Annotated in this window: 17 protein-coding genes; 11 read left to right on the top strand and 6 right to left on the bottom strand. The window is 52.0% G+C overall.

Annotated features, from left to right (window positions below):
* Positions 1-37: 37 nt before the first annotated feature.
* A complete protein-coding gene (gene argF / locus WC1_RS21175; RefSeq protein ID WP_003839620.1) occupies positions 38-1,042 on the top strand; it encodes an ornithine carbamoyltransferase in 1,005 nt (334 codons plus the stop codon).
* A gap of 105 nt (positions 1,043-1,147) precedes the next feature.
* Here the strand turns inward: argF (WC1_RS21175) and WC1_RS21180 are convergent, their stop codons facing one another.
* Positions 1,148-1,600, bottom strand: coding sequence for a YhcH/YjgK/YiaL family protein (locus WC1_RS21180; protein WP_003839618.1), 453 nt, complete (start codon positions 1,598-1,600; stop codon positions 1,148-1,150).
* 672 nt (positions 1,601-2,272) lie between these two features.
* On the opposite strand from WC1_RS21180, the gene arcA reads away from it, so the two are divergent.
* The 5 genes from arcA to WC1_RS21205 all read left to right on the top strand — a co-directional run bounded on the left by arcA (position 2,273) and on the right by WC1_RS21205 (position 7,580).
* A complete protein-coding gene (gene arcA, locus WC1_RS21185) occupies positions 2,273-3,493 on the top strand; it encodes an arginine deiminase (protein WP_016149478.1) in 1,221 nt (406 codons plus the stop codon).
* A 9-nt stretch (positions 3,494-3,502) separates the two neighbouring features.
* Positions 3,503-4,435, top strand: a complete 933-nt coding sequence (arcC, locus tag WC1_RS21190; protein ID WP_016149477.1) for a carbamate kinase — start codon at positions 3,503-3,505, stop codon at positions 4,433-4,435.
* 57 nt (positions 4,436-4,492) lie between these two features.
* Positions 4,493-5,497, top strand: a complete 1,005-nt coding sequence (argF, locus tag WC1_RS21195; protein WP_003025826.1) for an ornithine carbamoyltransferase — start codon at positions 4,493-4,495, stop codon at positions 5,495-5,497.
* A gap of 55 nt (positions 5,498-5,552) precedes the next feature.
* Positions 5,553-6,956 (top strand): YfcC family protein, encoded by a 1,404-nt coding sequence (locus tag WC1_RS21200; RefSeq protein ID WP_016149476.1) that lies wholly within the window; start codon positions 5,553-5,555, stop codon positions 6,954-6,956.
* Positions 6,957-7,100: 144 nt separating this feature from the next.
* Positions 7,101-7,580 (top strand): arginine repressor, encoded by a 480-nt coding sequence (locus WC1_RS21205; protein WP_003839609.1) that lies wholly within the window; start codon positions 7,101-7,103, stop codon positions 7,578-7,580.
* On the opposite strand, the gene WC1_RS24600 is transcribed toward WC1_RS21205, so the two are convergent.
* The gene (locus WC1_RS24600; RefSeq protein ID WP_085951582.1) at positions 7,577-7,699 is read right to left on the bottom strand and encodes a hypothetical protein; all 123 of its coding nucleotides are present in this window, start codon (positions 7,697-7,699) and stop codon (positions 7,577-7,579) included. The two genes, WC1_RS21205 and WC1_RS24600, sit on opposite strands and share 4 nt — an antisense overlap.
* On the opposite strand from WC1_RS24600, the gene pyrL reads away from it, so the two are divergent.
* The 5 genes from pyrL to ridA all read left to right on the top strand — a co-directional run bounded on the left by pyrL (position 7,679) and on the right by ridA (position 9,815).
* The gene (gene pyrL, locus WC1_RS23195) at positions 7,679-7,780 is read left to right on the top strand and encodes a pyr operon leader peptide (protein ID WP_003025819.1); all 102 of its coding nucleotides are present in this window, start codon (positions 7,679-7,681) and stop codon (positions 7,778-7,780) included. The two genes, WC1_RS24600 and pyrL, sit on opposite strands and share 21 nt — an antisense overlap.
* On the top strand, positions 7,761-7,814 hold the full coding sequence (locus tag WC1_RS25100) for a pyrBI operon leader peptide (protein ID WP_106875647.1): 54 nt from the start codon (positions 7,761-7,763) through the stop codon (positions 7,812-7,814). Before pyrL ends, WC1_RS25100 begins: the two co-directional genes overlap by 20 nt.
* A 2-nt stretch (positions 7,815-7,816) precedes the next feature.
* The gene (gene pyrB / locus WC1_RS21210; protein WP_003025818.1) at positions 7,817-8,752 is read left to right on the top strand and encodes an aspartate carbamoyltransferase; all 936 of its coding nucleotides are present in this window, start codon (positions 7,817-7,819) and stop codon (positions 8,750-8,752) included.
* Positions 8,753-8,765: 13 nt separating this feature from the next.
* Entirely contained in the window at positions 8,766-9,227 is a 462-nt protein-coding gene (gene pyrI / locus WC1_RS21215; protein ID WP_003025816.1) for an aspartate carbamoyltransferase regulatory subunit, read from the top strand.
* Positions 9,228-9,428: 201 nt separating this feature from the next.
* Positions 9,429-9,815, top strand: coding sequence for a 2-iminobutanoate/2-iminopropanoate deaminase (ridA, locus tag WC1_RS21220; RefSeq protein WP_000047544.1), 387 nt, complete (start codon positions 9,429-9,431; stop codon positions 9,813-9,815).
* Between the two features lie 91 nt (positions 9,816-9,906).
* Here the strand turns inward: ridA and WC1_RS21225 are convergent, their stop codons facing one another.
* From WC1_RS21225 to mgtA, 4 genes are all read right to left on the bottom strand, one after another.
* Entirely contained in the window at positions 9,907-11,193 is a 1,287-nt protein-coding gene (locus WC1_RS21225; protein WP_003839607.1) for a TRAP transporter large permease, read from the bottom strand.
* A gap of 30 nt (positions 11,194-11,223) precedes the next feature.
* Positions 11,224-11,733, bottom strand: coding sequence for a TRAP transporter small permease (locus WC1_RS21230; protein WP_003839606.1), 510 nt, complete (start codon positions 11,731-11,733; stop codon positions 11,224-11,226).
* Between the two features lie 62 nt (positions 11,734-11,795).
* Positions 11,796-12,773, bottom strand: coding sequence for a TRAP transporter substrate-binding protein (locus WC1_RS21235; RefSeq protein ID WP_003839604.1), 978 nt, complete (start codon positions 12,771-12,773; stop codon positions 11,796-11,798).
* A gap of 378 nt (positions 12,774-13,151) precedes the next feature.
* Entirely contained in the window at positions 13,152-15,860 is a 2,709-nt protein-coding gene (gene mgtA, locus WC1_RS21240; RefSeq protein WP_003844909.1) for a magnesium-translocating P-type ATPase, read from the bottom strand.
* Positions 15,861-15,863 lie beyond the last annotated feature (3 nt).

The raw sequence follows: 15,863 nt of genomic DNA, 5'->3' as shown, positions 1-15,863 counted from the left end.
TTAATTCAATAAATAGCCTAAGCCATGTGAGGGAACCATGTCTGCGTTTTATCATAAACATTTTTTGAAACTGCTTGATTTCACCTCTGCTGAACTCACGTCACTGCTCCTGCTCGCCGCGCAGCTAAAGGCAGATAAGAAAAACGGCACTGAAGTCGCAAAGCTCACCGGTAAAAACATCGCGCTCATCTTCGAAAAAGACTCAACCCGCACCCGTTGCTCTTTCGAAGTTGCCGCATACGACCAGGGCGCTCGCGTGACGTATCTCGGGCCAAGCGGCAGCCAGATTGGCCATAAAGAGTCGATCAAAGACACCGCCCGCGTGCTCGGCCGCATGTACGACGGTATTCAGTATCGGGGACACGGCCAGGAGATTGTCGAGACGCTGGCGGAATATGCCGGAGTTCCGGTGTGGAACGGATTAACCAACGAGTTTCATCCCACCCAGCTGCTGGCGGATCTGTTAACTATGCAGGAACACCTGCCGGGTAAAGCGTTTAATGAGATGACGCTGGTCTACACCGGTGATGCCCGCAACAATATGGGCAATTCCATGCTGGAAGCCGCTGCGTTAACCGGGCTGGATCTGCGCCTGGTCGCACCGCAGGCCTGCTGGCCAGAGGAAAGTCTGGTTGCAGAGTGCAAAGCGCTGGCGCAGAAAAACGGCGGCAATATTACGCTGACTGAAGATGTCGCCGCGGGCGTGAAAGGTGCGGACTTTATCTATACCGACGTCTGGGTATCAATGGGCGAAGCAAAAGAGAAGTGGGCCGAACGTATTGCGCTGCTGCGTAAGTACCAGGTTAATAGCACGATGATGGCGTTGACCGGCAATCCACAGGTGAAATTCCTGCACTGCCTGCCCGCGTTTCATGACGATCAAACCACGCTTGGCAAACAAATGGCACAGGAATATGGTCTGCACGGCGGTATGGAAGTGACCGATGAGGTCTTTGAATCACCCGCCAGCATCGTATTTGATCAGGCGGAAAACCGGATGCACACCATCAAAGCGGTGATGGTGGCGACGCTGGCGAAGTGAGGGCATGGATGAAAAGAATGCCGGATGGCGATGCTAAGCATCTTATCCGGCCTACAACCGCGCTCTCGTAGGCCGGGCAAGGCGAAGCCGCCCCGGCAAATACGCTTATGCCACTTGCATTTTCACTACGGCTTTGCGTACCAGCGCTGGAGCACCGACCGCGCACAGCGGTTTATGCACTTCACCCGGATAGAACACCACGAAATCACCTTCGTTCAGCACCACCGTTTTCTCCTGTACCCCTTCCGGCAGGAAGGCGATATCTTTATCCGCCAGCCAGTCAGTTTCCGGCGCGCCCGCAGGCTGCGTGCTGAAGGTCATTCCTTCCTGGCCTTTGAGCAGGATCTGAATATCCAGATAGCGAGCGTGATATTCGGCGCGGCGCTGTGCAAACGGCTCCGTCATATCTTCGGCAATCAGATAAAACAGGCGATCGCCGTCAATGTCGTGCTTACCTTTTTCCGTCGCATCCGTCACATGCGCTTTAATGTGTTCAATTGCCTGACGCAGCTCTTCCGGCAGCCAGGCATCCAGGTTGTGAATATTGCCAACAATCATCTCAAACCCCTTAATTAAAACATCGTTTCATTTTAGTTGTTATACGAAAAAACGGCCTGCCATACTACTGCTATTTGCCGATATTTTGCGTCAACGCATGTTTATCGCTGATGGTGTTAAATAATTGCTAACTCTCAGCAACAGGTTATGCATAAACTTTGCATAACTTTCGGCTACCCTTTTTCAATCTGATCAGTAACATACTGTTATTAAAAGTTTTATTAGAAAAACCAGCTATCGATCACAGTTCACCTCTCCTTCGCTATCCTTCTTCATCGTCATATTTATTTTGAAATAAACTTTACCGCGCAAATAATAAAATAATATATTCGCATAATAATTCACCACGCAGAAAAAAGCACAAATAAATCAATGCATTACTTATATTACAGCACACTAAAAGTGTACATAAAATTAACACCGATAAATAACAAGACATATTCCCGCGTAGTAATTCAATTATTCATGTTTTTATTTTATTAATTCTCCGAGCCATATCATAAATTAAACATCAAAAGTCAAATATCGACCTGGTTGTGAAATAAATCACGTTTCCTCATCAAATAAGATCTAAATATAGATTCCGAAATCAGCTGAAAAGTCATGACTGCAATAAATATTATTTGCAGGCACATCCTCTTTATTTTTTAAAATAGTATTAAAGGAATAATGATGGAAAAGCATTATGTCGGGTCTGAAATCGGTCAATTACGTAGCGTAATGCTACATCGCCCTAATCTCAGCTTAAAAAGGCTGACACCATCAAATTGCCAGGAACTACTTTTTGATGATGTTCTTTCGGTAGAACGTGCAGGAGAAGAGCATGACATTTTCGCCAACACGTTACGTCAGCAAGGGATTGAGGTTCTGTTACTCACTGATTTATTGACACAAACCTTAGATGTCCAAGATGCCAAAGGCTGGTTGCTGGAGACACAAATCTCTGATTATCGCCTTGGCCCCGCTTTCGCCACGGATATTCGCGCCTGGCTTGCAGATATGCAGCACCGGGAACTGGCCCGGCATTTAAGCGGCGGGCTAACCTACGGAGAAATTCCTGCCTCAATCAAAAATATGGTGGTCGATACTCACGATATTAATGACTTTATTATGAAGCCATTACCAAACCACTTATTTACTCGCGATACCTCCTGCTGGATATATAACGGTGTGTCAATTAACCCAATGGCAAAAACCGCGCGGCAAAGAGAAACCAATAACCTGCGGGCGATCTACCGTTGGCACCCTCAATTTGCTGATGGTGAATTTATTAAATATTTCGGCGATGAAAATATTAATTACGACCACGCCACATTAGAAGGTGGAGATGTGCTGGTCATTGGTCGCGGCGCGGTACTCATCGGTATGTCGGAACGCACCACGCCGCAGGGCATTGAATTCCTTGCCCAGTCGCTGTTTAAGCATCGCCAGGCTGAACGCGTCATCGCGGTTGAACTGCCGAAACATCGCTCTTGTATGCACCTCGATACCGTCATGACCCACATTGATATCGATACCTTCTCCGTCTACCCGGAAGTGGTACGCCCGGATGTCCAGTGCTGGACCCTGACGCCAGACGGGCGCGGCGGCTTGAAACGCACCCAGGAAAGTACTCTGGTACATGCCCTCGAAAAAGCGCTGGGCCTCGACCAAATCACGCTGATAACCACCGGGGGCGACGCCTTCGAAGCTGAACGCGAACAGTGGAATGACGCCAACAACGTCCTGACGCTACGCCCCGGTGTGGTCGTGGGCTACGAGCGCAACATCTGGACCAACGAGAAATACGACAAAGCAGGCATCACCGTTTTACCCATTCCTGGCGACGAACTTGGACGTGGACGCGGCGGCGCACGCTGCATGAGCTGCCCACTGGAACGCGACGGTATTTAAGGAAAAGTCATGGAAAACAAACCTACTCTGGTTGTGGCGTTGGGCGGCAATGCGCTGCTCAAACGCGGCGAGCCGCTGGAAGCTGACATCCAGCGCAAGAACATTGAGCTGGCGGCAAAAACTATCGCTCAGCTCACACAGCAATGGCGCGTGATTCTGGTGCACGGCAATGGCCCGCAGGTTGGACTTTTGGCGTTGCAAAACAGTGCGTATGCCAGCGTCACCCCCTATCCGCTCGACATTCTCGGCGCGGAAAGTCAGGGAATGATTGGCTATATGCTGCAACAGGCGCTGAAAAACCAGCTTCCACAGCGTGAAATTAGTGTGCTGCTGACTCAGGTTGAAGTCGATGCCCGCGATCCAGCCTTCAGCAATCCGACCAAATATATCGGACCGATTTACGACGACGCTCAGGCTAAAACGCTACACGCGGAAAAGGGCTGGATTTTCAAAGCCGATGGCAAAGCGTTCCGCCGCGTTGTGCCCTCTCCACAACCCAAACGTATCGTTGAAAGTGATGCCATTCGTACATTGATCGCCCGCGATCATCTGGTGATTTGCAACGGCGGAGGCGGCGTACCGGTGGTGGAAAAAGCCGATGGCTACCACGGCATTGAAGCGGTGATCGACAAGGATCTCTCCGCCGCCCTACTCGCCCGCCAACTCCATGCCGATGCGTTGCTGATCCTCACCGATGCTGATGCCGTGTACCTCGACTGGGGCAAACCTACCCAGCGCCCGCTGTCCCAGGTCACCCCGGAACTGCTCGGTGAAATGCAATTCGACGCCGGTTCAATGGGCCCCAAAGTCACCGCCTGCGCGGAATTCGTCTCTCACTGTCGGGGAATTGCTGGCATCGGTTCACTGGCCGACGGCTCGGCCATTCTCGCCGGCGACAAAGGCACGCTAATTCGTCTCGAAACCACCGACGCTAACGCGTAGGACTTTTTTTTGCCGGATGACGGCTTCGCCTTATCCGGCCTACATAAGGACATTTTCATGACTGTTAACCTGAAAAATCGCAATTTTCTCAAACTGCTGGACTACACCCCGACGGAAATCCAGTACCTGATCGATCTGGCTATCGAGTTAAAAACGGCAAAAAAGGCCGGGCGCGAAAGACAGACGCTGGTCGGTAAAAATATCGCGCTGATCTTCGAAAAAACCTCAACCCGTACCCGCTGTGCCTTTGAAGTCGGCGCTTTCGATCAAGGCGCGCAGGTGACCTATCTCGGCCCAAGCGGATCGCAGATCGGCCATAAAGAATCAATGAAAGATACTGCCCGCGTGCTAGGCCGCATGTACGACGGCATTGAATATCGCGGATACGGCCAGGACATTGTGGAGGAACTGGGGCAATTTGCCGGAGTTCCTGTTTGGAATGGACTGACAAATGAATTTCACCCCACCCAGATCCTCGCGGATCTGATGACCATGCTGGAACACGCGCCGGGTAAAACCTTGCCGGAACTGAGTTTCGCTTATCTCGGTGACGCCCGCAATAACATGGGTAATTCGCTGATGGTTGGCGCAGCGAAAATGGGGATGGATATCCGTCTGGTCGCACCTAAATCCTTCTGGCCTGACGAGGCACTGGTTGCCGAATGCCGTGAAATTGCCAGCGTGACTGGCGCACGCATTACGCTCACAGAGGATGTTGAGGAAGGCGTATACGACGTCGATTTCCTCTACACCGATGTCTGGGTCTCTATGGGCGAACCCAAAGAAGCCTGGGCAGAACGCGTTAGCCTGATGACGCCCTATCAAATTAACCAGCGGGTCATCAACGCAACCGGTAACCCCAATGTGAAATTTATGCACTGTCTGCCCGCCTTCCATAACGAGCACACAAAGGTTGGACGTGAAATCGAAATGGCCTACGGCCTGAAAGGGCTTGAAGTCACGGAAGAGGTTTTTGAGTCAGCTCATTCCATCGTCTTCGACGAAGCAGAGAACCGGATGCATACCATTAAAGCGGTAATGGTAGCGACCCTCGGCGACTAACCCCAGCGGGCGTATGTCGCCTGACGGCATATGCCCAAGCTATCCGGAGAACATCATGGGCAAATTCAAATTTCCCAGCGCATATACAATCCTGTTTATTCTCATTGCACTCGTCGCGGTTATGACTTGGATAGTCCCGGCAGGGAAATACCAGATGGCGATGAATGCTACTCTGGGCAAAGAAGTGCCAGTTGCCGGTACTTATGCCCCCACAGAGGCGCACCCGCAAGGTTTTACCGCTGTACTGCTGGCCCCGATTGACGGTCTTTACAACCACGAAACCTATACCGCAGGCGCAATTGATGTGGCGTTGTTTGTCCTGATTATTGGTGGGTTTCTCGGCGTAGTAAATAAAACAGGCGCCATCGACGCAGGTATCGAGCGCGTGACGGTCAGGTTGAACGGTAAAGAGGAGTGGATGATCCCCATTCTGATGGGACTTTTCGCCGCCGGAGGTACGATTTACGGGATGGCGGAGGAATCACTCCCTTTTTACACATTGCTGGTTCCGGTCATGATGGCCGCACGCTTTGATCCGTTGGTTGCCGCCGCCACCGTTCTGCTCGGCGCGGGCATTGGCACACTCGGCTCGACAATCAACCCTTTCGCAACGGTTATCGCGGCTAACGCCGCCGGGATCCCCTTCACCCAGGGAATGCTGATGCGCATTCTGCTGCTGGTCGTCGGCTATGTTATCTGTGTGGTGTGGGTCATGCGTTATGCGCGCAAAGTCCGCAATCACCCGGAGTTGTCGATTGTGGCGGATAAAATGGAGGAAAACCGTGCGCATTTTCTCGGCAATCGCGGCAATACCAATCTTGAATTCACAGCCACGCGTAAGTGGATCCTGCTGATATTCGCCGCCGCCTTTGCGGTAATGATTTATGGCGTCGCGGTACTCGGATGGTGGATGGCAGAAATATCCGCAGTCTTTCTGGCTTCTGCCATTATCGTCGGCGTGATTGCCCGCATGAGTGAAGAAGCCTTCACCAGTACCTTCATTGACGGTGCGCGGGATCTGCTTGGCGTGGCGCTAATTATCGGCATTGCACGCGGTATCGTCGTGGTGATGGACAACGGCATGATCACCCACACTATTTTGCACAGCGCCGAAAATTTAGTCTCCGGTCTGTCCACCACCATTTTCATCAATGTAACCTACTGGCTGGAAGTATTGCTCTCCTTCCTGGTCCCTTCCTCGTCTGGCCTGGCGGTGCTCACGATGCCCATTATGGCCCCGCTGGCCGACTTCGCGCATGTCCCCAGGGATCTGGTCGTCACCGCGTATCAATCCGCTTCCGGCATTGTGAATCTGATTACACCCACCTCAGCCGTCGTGATGGGTGGGTTAGCCATCGCCCGTGTTCCTTACGTGCGCTACCTGAGATGGGTCGCCCCGCTCCTGCTCATTTTGACGTTACTGAACATGGCCGTCCTGAGTATCGGCGCGATGTTTTAGCCCTTTTAGCCGTCGGATCCCGACGGCTTTTTTGAGCGCACTCTCGTTTTTCTGCGCAACCGCCCGTTTGAGCCGTTATTGATACTGCAAATGTGGTGAATTTCGCCATCACATTGATACAAATGATAAACTTAGGGTGTATTTATGAAGGAATTCGATGATTACTCGACCAAAGAGCAGAAACAATTGGCGATTTGTCAGCGCCTGATTAGCGAAAAAAGCTACCTTTCTCAGGAAGCGCTTCGCCGCGATCTCCAGCACCATGGTTTTACCGGAATTAGCCAGTCAACGGTATCCCGTCTGCTGAAACTGCTCGGGGCTATAAAAATAAGAAATACAAAAGGGCAAAAAATTTATTCTGTAAATCCGCAGTCGCGCCCCGCTCCTGATGCTGCCCGATCGATTGCTGAAATGGTGGTCAGCGTTGAGCACAATAGCGAATTTATCCTCATCCACACGGCGGCAGGTTATGGCCGTGCCGTTGCCAGAATCCTCGATTACCACGCGTTACCAGAGATTCTGGGTGTCATCGCTGGCAGCAGTATTGTCTGGGTTGCGCCGCGAGTTGTGCAGCGAACGGGGCTGGTGCACAAGCAGATTAACTATCTATTTAAAATGAATTAAAATTCATAAGAACCGTTTGCGGTGAATAAATTGTGCATTTTCCGCTTGATCCCATAACGGAGCTGAGTATAATCGCGGACAATTTGCCGGGAGGATGTATGGTTCAGTGTGTACGACATTTTGTCTTACCGCGTCTGAAAAAGGACGCTGGCCTGCCGTTTTTCTTTCCGTTGATCACCCATTCCGAGCCCCTCAATTGAGGGGCTTTTTTTTTGCCCAGGCGTCAGGAGATAAACATGGCTAACCCGCTCTATCAAAAACACATCATTTCCATAAACGACCTCAGCCGCGATGACCTCAATCTGGTCCTCGCGACGGCGGCGAAATTAAAAGCTAACCCACAGCCGGAGCTGTTAAAGCATAAGGTTATCGCCAGTTGCTTCTTTGAAGCGTCAACCCGCACCCGTTTATCCTTTGAAACCTCCATGCACCGCCTGGGCGCCAGCGTGGTGGGTTTTTCCGACAGCAGCAACACGTCGCTGGGCAAAAAAGGCGAAACCCTGGCCGATACCATTTCCGTCATCAGCACCTATGTCGACGCCATCGTCATGCGTCATCCGCAGGAAGGCGCCGCGCGTCTGGCTACGGAGTTCTCCGGTAACGTTCCGGTACTGAACGCAGGCGACGGCTCCAACCAACATCCCACCCAAACGCTGCTGGACCTGTTTACCATTCAGGAAACGCAGGGTCGCCTAGACAATCTGCACATCGCCATGGTGGGTGACCTGAAATATGGCCGTACCGTCCACTCCCTGACCCAGGCGCTGGCGAAGTTCGAAGGTAACCGTTTCTACTTCATCGCCCCGGACGCACTGGCCATGCCGCAATACATTCTGGATATGTTGAACGAAAAAGGTATCGCCTGGAGCCTGCACGGCACTATCGAAGAGGTGATGGCGGAGGTCGATATCCTCTACATGACCCGCGTACAAAAAGAGCGTCTGGACCCGTCCGAATACGCCAACGTGAAAGCACAGTTTGTTCTGCGCGCCAGCGATTTGAACGGTGCCAGAGCAAACATGAAGGTGCTGCATCCGCTGCCGCGCATCGATGAAATCACCACCGACGTCGATAAGACGCCGCACGCCTGGTATTTCCAGCAGGCTGGCAACGGCATCTTCGCCCGCCAGGCGTTACTGGCACTGGTACTGAATAGCGAACTGGCACTGTAAGGGAGAAAAAGAGATGACACACGATAACAAACTGCAGGTTGAAGCCATCAAACGTGGCACCGTGATTGACCATATTCCCGCACAGGTTGGTTTTAAGCTGCTGACGCTGTTCAAACTGACGGAAACCGACCAACGTATCACCATCGGTCTGAACCTGCCGTCTGGCGAGATGGGCCGTAAGGATCTGATTAAAATCGAAAACACGTTCCTGACCGACGAGCAGGTAAACCAGCTCTCCCTGTACGCCCCGCAGGCAACGGTAAACCGCATTGACGATTACGACGTGGTGGGTAAATCACGTCCGAGCCTACCTGAGCGTATCGATAACGTGCTGGTTTGCCCGAACAGCAACTGCATCAGTCATGCTGAGCCGGTTTCTTCCAGTTTTGCAGTGAAAAAACGCGCTGATGACATCGCACTCAAATGCAAATACTGTGAAAAAGAGTTTTCGCATTATGTGGTGCTGGCCAACTAATTGGGGGTTGGTTATGAGATCCCGGCTCCCGTTACACATAAGCATTCGCAATGCATCGAGGCGGCAAGTCCGATTATCACTGGGAGCATAGTAAACTATGTGACCAGGGTAAGAGGACGTAGCCAACGAAGAGGCAGTGTGAAGGATGACGTGTATAATGGGCGGGAACATTCTACTACCGCTGTAAATTCAGGAGAAATCATGAGCAAGACTATCGCGACGGAAAATGCACCAGCAGCAATCGGCCCATACGTTCAGGGCGTTGACCTGGGTAGCATGGTAATCACTTCCGGTCAGATCCCGGTCGATCCGAAAACCGGTGCCGTAGCGGAAGACGTATCCGCTCAGGCACGTCAGTCGCTGGAAAACGTAAAAGCTATCGTTGAAGCAGCAGGCCTGAAAGTGGGCGACATCGTAAAAACGACCGTTTTCGTTAAAGACCTGAACGATTTCGCCACCGTAAACGCGACCTACGAAGCATTCTTCACCGAGCACAACGCGACCTTCCCGGCACGTTCTTGCGTAGAAGTTGCCCGTCTGCCGAAAGACGTGAAAATCGAGATTGAAGCGATCGCCGTTCGTCGCTAAGTCTCCTTGTGCCGGATGGCGGCTTCGCCTTATCCGGCCTACGCAAGCGTAGTTTGTAGGCCCGGTAAGCGTGAGCGCCACCGGGCATTTATCACATCACGCCAAACAATTTCGGCAGGAACAGTGAAATCGCCGGAATGTATGTCACGAGCATCAGCACCAGGAATAGCACGAGGTAGAACGGCAGCATCGCCTTTACCACCTGTTCTATTTTCTGCTTACTCACCGCACTGGCCACAAACAGCACCGACCCTACCGGTGGCGTAATAAGGCCGATCCCTAAGTTCACCAGCATGATCATGCCAAAATGGACCGGATCAATGCCGAGCGCGTTGGTCACTGGAAGCAGAACCGGCGTCAAAATCAGGATCAGCGGCGCCATATCCATCAGCGTACCGATCAGCAGCAGCATGATGTTAATGCACATCAGAATGACGTATTTGTTGTCCGAGATGCTGGTGAAAGCTTCAGTGATACGCATCGGCAACTGCATATAGGTCATAACGGCGCCGAACGCAGCGGCAAAGCCTATCAGGATCATGACGATCGTGACCGTTTTCACCGTGCGGAACATCAGCTTTGGCAGCTCAGACCATTTATAGTCACGATAGATAAACATGGTGACAAAGAAGGCCCAAAGGCAGGCAATCGCCGCAGACTCCGTCGCGGTAAAGATACCTGACAGGATGCCGCCCATGATGATCACAACCGTCATCAGGCCCCACAGCGTATCGACGAAAATCTTCAGCGCCTGGCGAAACGGTACGCGTTCCCCTTTTGGATAACCGCGCTTGTGCGCAAAAGCCACGCACATTACCATCAGACTGAAACTTAACAGCAGGCCCGGCAGGATCCCGGCGATGAACAGTGCGGCAATCGACACCGTTCCGCCTGTAGCCAGCGAGTAAATAACCGAGTTATGGCTGGGCGGCGTAAGAATCGCCTGCACCGAACCACTGGCCGTTACCGCCGCGGCAAAGTCGCGCGGATAACCTTTTTTATCCATTTCCGGGATCATTACCGAACCAATGGATGCGGTATCCGCTACAGACGATCCAGAAATAGCGCCAAAAAAGGTTGATGCCACAATGTTTACCAGCGACAGTCCGCCGCGAATAAAGCCAACAAAAATATAGGCAAAGTTCACCAGTCGCCGCGCAATTCCCCCTTCGGCCATAATAGCCCCGGCCAGAATAAAGAACGGGATCGCCAGCAGGGAGAACTTATTCACCCCGCTGGTCAGTTGGATCATCACCGCTTCCAGCGGAATATCAATGTACCAGGCGCCAATGATGGCGCTAATGCCAACCGCATACGCTACCGGTACCCCAATTGCCAGCATAATGCCGAGCGTAAAGACGAGAATAAATGCATCCATCTGCTTTCCTTTCTGAAATGGGGGCGGTAACTAGCTGGTCGATCCCAACATGACAACGGGACGTTGGTACTGCGGACCACGGAAAATCTTTTCTGCGATAAACAGCAGCGTTATGGCAGAGCCAATCGGCAATGGAAGGTAGTTTTGCCCGGCGCTTAAAAGCGGGAATTCGGCCACGGGCTGTCCCCACAGCTCAAGACAGAGATTGGTTCCGTACCAGAGGATAAAAAGGCTTATCGCCACTAACATAACGTCAGCGATTACAGAGCAATAACGGCGGGAAGCATCACCCAGACGGTCAATCACCATACTTACCGCGATATGCGAGCCTGCACGATAGCTCACCGCCGCGCCAATAAAGGTGAATGTCACCATACACAGAATAGCGACGGGTTCAGGCCATGACAGGGCGTTATTCAGAACATAACGCGCGAATATACCAATGGGGATAATGGCGACCATGACTAATAATGCGATACCGGCAATCCACATTGACACCCGATAAAGAAAATCCATTACCGATGAATAGCATTCACCCATAATCATCACCTCGAATTAATCAAAAGATTCAGGCGGAGGGTTGATATCCTCCACCTGATGAATTACTTCACATCCTGAATTCGTTTGATCAAATCCTGGTGGTCTTTACCGTAATTATCCCGCACTGACTGCGTGGCTTTATAGAAATAGTCCGTATCAATATCGTGGAACTGAACGCCGTTGGCTTTCATGGTCTCCAGCGATTTTGCATTATAATCCTGCCAAAGTTTTCGTTGCTCTACCTGTGCTTCTTTGGCGAGTTTAATAATGAGGTCCTGGTCTTCTTTTTTTAACTTATCCCATTTGGCTTTCGAGAACAGAAAAAGCTCAGGAATAATAAAGTGTTTGCTCCAGGTATAGTTTTTCACGACCGGCAAATAGTTATGCGCAACAAACGTTGGCGGGTTATTTTCCGTGCCATCAATAACGCCGGTCTGCATACCGCTAAATACTTCACTGACGCCCATGACAACGGAGTTAGCGCCCATCGCTTTCAGGGTATCCAGCGCTATCGGACTCCCTTGAACACGGATTTTCATACCGTGTAAATCTTCCGGTTTCACCACTGGATTTTTGGTGATCAGGTTGCGCGTTCCGGCATCCATCCAGCCGAGGAACACCAGCCGCGATTTGGCGTTGGCCGTCAGGCGGTCGCCAATCTCCTGACCAATCATGCCGTCGAGAACCTTATGCAGATGGTCTTCATCACGGAAAATATATGGCAGGGTAAACACGTTAATTTCAGGGAGAATAGCGGCGACTGGCGTCATTGAGACACGAATAATATCGATAGCGCCTAATTGTGCCTGCTCAATCATCTGTTTTTCGTCGCCTAACACACCACCGGGAAAGGTTTTAATCTCCAGACGACCTTCGGTGGCGGCGCTAAGTTTTTCCCCCATATGTTTCACGGCAACAACGTTCGGGTAATCAGCCGGATGCACATCTGCGGCGCGAAAGGTTTGTGCCAGCGTTGCATGACTCGCCAGTAATACAGACGCGCCAATACACAGACTTAACAGGTTTTTTGTCAGTTTCATTTGTCCTTCTCCAGAAGTTCATAATATCCATTAACAGGAATAGCTTGCAGAGCAAATGACTGCCGGAATTAAAAACGGGCAGCGAGAAACTTTCTTAACGACGTTACCTGCGCAGACTAACTGGTGTAACAATTTATTTCGATGACCACGTTCACAAAAAATCGCAGATAGTTAAAATTTTTAGCACGCTGTTTCATTTTTGCAATACGGATCGTTTTATTGATAAAAAAACAACGCAAGAAAGGCGATTTGATACTAACAACCCGCGTTAGCATTTCAATAAAAATAAAACACCAATATTTCGGGAGAATATCTTTCGAATGAAAAAGAGAAATGCAGGATGGTATTAACACCATCCTGCAGAAGAGAAGTTGAGGATTACTGCCAGCCGTAGCGGCGGCTATAAAAACCTTTCACAAGCTGGGTTAATGTCATGTAACCCGCCAGAATTGCAATCAGCCACGGGAAGTAGCTCAGCGGCAGCGCCTGCAATTGCAGATAGCTGGCCAGCGGCGAGAACGGTAATGCAATGCCCACCACCATTACCACCAGCGTCATCAGCATCAGCGGCCATGCGGCGCGGCTTTGGATAAACGGCACGCGACGGGTACGGATCATATGCACAATAAGCGTTTGCGACAGCAGGCCCACCACAAACCAGCCAGACTGGAACAATGTCTGATGTTCAGGTGTATTGGCATGGAAGACGAACCACATCAGGCAGAAAGTCAGAATGTCAAAGATAGAGCTGATCGGTCCAAAGAAGATCATAAAGCGGCCCAACTCGGCGGGATTCCAGCGCTGCGGCTTTTTGATCTGCTCTTCATCAACGTTATCAAACGGAATCGCCACCTGGGATACATCATACAGCAGGTTCTGAATCAGTAAGTGCAACGGCAACATCGGCAGGAACGGTAAGAAGGCGCTCGCCACCAGCACGCTAAACACATTACCGAAGTTAGAACTGGCCGTCATTTTGATGTACTTCAGCATGTTAGAGAAGGTACGGCGTCCTTCGATTACCCCTTCTTCCAGCACCATCAGGCTCTTTTCCAGCAGGATGATATCAGCCGCTTCACGGGCAATATCAACCGCGCCGTCAACGGAGATACCAATGTCCGCCGCGCGCAGCGCCGGGGCGTCGTTAATGCCATCCCCCATAAAGCCGACCACATGACCTTCGCGCTTGAGCAGCGTGACAATACGCTCCTTGTGCATTGGTGTCAGGCGGGCAAACAGCGTGGTGCGCTGGGCAAGTTGGGCCAGCTCGTCGTCACTTAACCCCTCAATGCTGCTACCGATAACCACATCGCCCGCATCCAGCCCCACTTCATGACACACTTTCGCCGCCACCAGCTCGCTATCGCCGGTGAGGATTTTCACCGTAATACCGCTGGCTTTCAGCGCTTTAAGCGCCGGTGCGGTGGTCTCTTTCGGCGGATCGAGGAACGCGATATAGCCTTCGAGGATCAGATCGGATTCATCAATACGCTGGTAATCACCTTCACGCGCTGGCAGGTATTTCGTCGCCACCGCCACCACGCGCAGCCCCTGGCGGTTCAGCGTGTCCGTGACGCGTTTCACCCGACGCAGCATGTTGTCATCTAACGGAACAATCTCACCATTGTGGCGCACCTGGGTACACACGCTGAGGATCTCCTGTAGTGCCCCTTTACAGACCAACTGGTGCACATCGGTTTCTTCTGCCACCACCACCGACATACGGCGACGTTCGAAATCAAACGGGATCTCATCGATTTTTTGCCAGCGGGTAGAGAGCCGACGGGCGGATTCTTCGTCCACGCCTTCCAGCACTGCCGTATCCAGCAGATTCTTCAGCCCGGTCTGGTAGTGGCTGTTCAGCCACGCAGAATGCAGGACGTGTTCGCTGGGCTTTCCAGATATATCAGTATGATTCTCCAGCACTATTTTATCTTGTGTCAGAGTGCCGGTTTTATCGGTGCACAGAATATCCATCGCGCCAAAGTTCTGGATAGCGTCGAGGTGTTTAACGATAACCTTTTGTTTTGACAGCTTCACCGCCCCACGCGCCAGCGTCGAGGTGACGATCATCGGCAGCATTTCTGGAGTCAGCCCCACCGCCACAGACAGCGCAAACAGCGCCGCTTCCCACCAGTCACCTTTGGTATAACCGTTGATGATCAGCACAATCGGCGCCATCACCAGCATAAAGCGGATCAGCAGCATGCTGACGCGGCTGATCCCTTTCTGGAAGGCATTCTGCTCGCTTTCCTGCTCGCTGACGCGGCCCGCCAGTTGCCCGAACCAGGTATTGGCCCCGGTCGCAATCACGATGGCCTGTGCCGTGCCGCTCACCACATTGGTGCCCATAAAGCACAGGGTATCGCATTCCAGCGGGTTGCTTTGCTGCGGGTCGCGGCTGGTTGCAACTTTCTCTACCGGCAGCGATTCACCGGTCAGCGAAGCCTGAGCCACAAACAGGTCACGAGCCTGTACCACGCGCAGATCGGCCGGGATCATATCCCCTGCCGCCAGTTTGATAATATCGCCAGGAACCAACTGATCGATCGGCAGTTCAACCCAACCGTTCTCCCCTTTCTCGTTGATAACGCGCAGCACCGTGGCGGTGTTGCTGACCATCGCTTTCAACGCATCCGCCGCTTTGGTGGAACGTGCCTCCTGCACAAAATTCAGCAGCGTCGAGATGGCGACCATCAGCGCGATGACGCCGGCAGCGAACAGATCCTCAGTGGCATAGGAAATCGCACCAAGGATGGTCAGCAGAATATTAAACGGGTTGCGGTAGCAGACCCACAGATGCACCCACCAGGGCGACGGCTTCTGCGCCGGCAACTGGTTTTCGCCATGGATTTCGCGAGCTTTCTCGACTTCTGCGGCGTTCAACCCTTCTGGGTGCGCGCCGAACGTTTTCCACAGCGCTGCTTCGTCCATCAGCGCCATTTTCAGGCAATGTTCGCTCAGCGAGGGTGGGATCGGCGTGCTGGCAACGGTCTGCGCATTGGGTAGCGGATCGCGATGCACCAGACGATGCGGTAGATGGCGGTTTAGCCGGGCAAATAGCTGGCGAGTAATATTTTTGAACATAGG

This window comes from Citrobacter sp. KTE30, assembly GCF_000398825.1.
In the GTDB taxonomy this organism is placed as follows: Bacteria; Pseudomonadota; Gammaproteobacteria; order Enterobacterales; family Enterobacteriaceae; genus Citrobacter; species Citrobacter freundii.
Note: the sequence above shows the minus strand (reverse complement) of the source record. Positions and strands in the feature narration are given on the sequence as shown.

Excerpts from the sequence above, each read along its gene's own strand:
- argF (WP_003839620.1), top strand. The coding sequence starts at position 38 with ATGTCTGCGTTTTATCATAAACATTTTTTGAAACTGCTTGATTTCACC.
- WC1_RS21180 (WP_003839618.1), bottom strand. The coding sequence starts at position 1,600 with ATGATTGTTGGCAATATTCACAACCTGGATGCCTGGCTGCCGGAAGAG.
- arcA (WP_016149478.1), top strand. The coding sequence starts at position 2,273 with ATGGAAAAGCATTATGTCGGGTCTGAAATCGGTCAATTACGTAGCGTA.
- arcC (WP_016149477.1), top strand. The coding sequence starts at position 3,503 with ATGGAAAACAAACCTACTCTGGTTGTGGCGTTGGGCGGCAATGCGCTG.
- argF (WP_003025826.1), top strand. The coding sequence starts at position 4,493 with ATGACTGTTAACCTGAAAAATCGCAATTTTCTCAAACTGCTGGACTAC.
- WC1_RS21200 (WP_016149476.1), top strand. The coding sequence starts at position 5,553 with ATGGGCAAATTCAAATTTCCCAGCGCATATACAATCCTGTTTATTCTC.
- WC1_RS21205 (WP_003839609.1), top strand. The coding sequence starts at position 7,101 with ATGAAGGAATTCGATGATTACTCGACCAAAGAGCAGAAACAATTGGCG.
- pyrL (WP_003025819.1), top strand. The coding sequence starts at position 7,679 with ATGGTTCAGTGTGTACGACATTTTGTCTTACCGCGTCTGAAAAAGGAC.
- WC1_RS24600 (WP_085951582.1), bottom strand. The coding sequence starts at position 7,699 with ATGTCGTACACACTGAACCATACATCCTCCCGGCAAATTGTCCGCGAT.
- pyrB (WP_003025818.1), top strand. The coding sequence starts at position 7,817 with ATGGCTAACCCGCTCTATCAAAAACACATCATTTCCATAAACGACCTC.
- pyrI (WP_003025816.1), top strand. The coding sequence starts at position 8,766 with ATGACACACGATAACAAACTGCAGGTTGAAGCCATCAAACGTGGCACC.
- ridA (WP_000047544.1), top strand. The coding sequence starts at position 9,429 with ATGAGCAAGACTATCGCGACGGAAAATGCACCAGCAGCAATCGGCCCA.
- WC1_RS21225 (WP_003839607.1), bottom strand. The coding sequence starts at position 11,193 with ATGGATGCATTTATTCTCGTCTTTACGCTCGGCATTATGCTGGCAATT.
- WC1_RS21230 (WP_003839606.1), bottom strand. The coding sequence starts at position 11,733 with ATGGGTGAATGCTATTCATCGGTAATGGATTTTCTTTATCGGGTGTCA.
- WC1_RS21235 (WP_003839604.1), bottom strand. The coding sequence starts at position 12,773 with ATGAAACTGACAAAAAACCTGTTAAGTCTGTGTATTGGCGCGTCTGTA.
- mgtA (WP_003844909.1), bottom strand. The coding sequence starts at position 15,860 with ATGTTCAAAAATATTACTCGCCAGCTATTTGCCCGGCTAAACCGCCAT.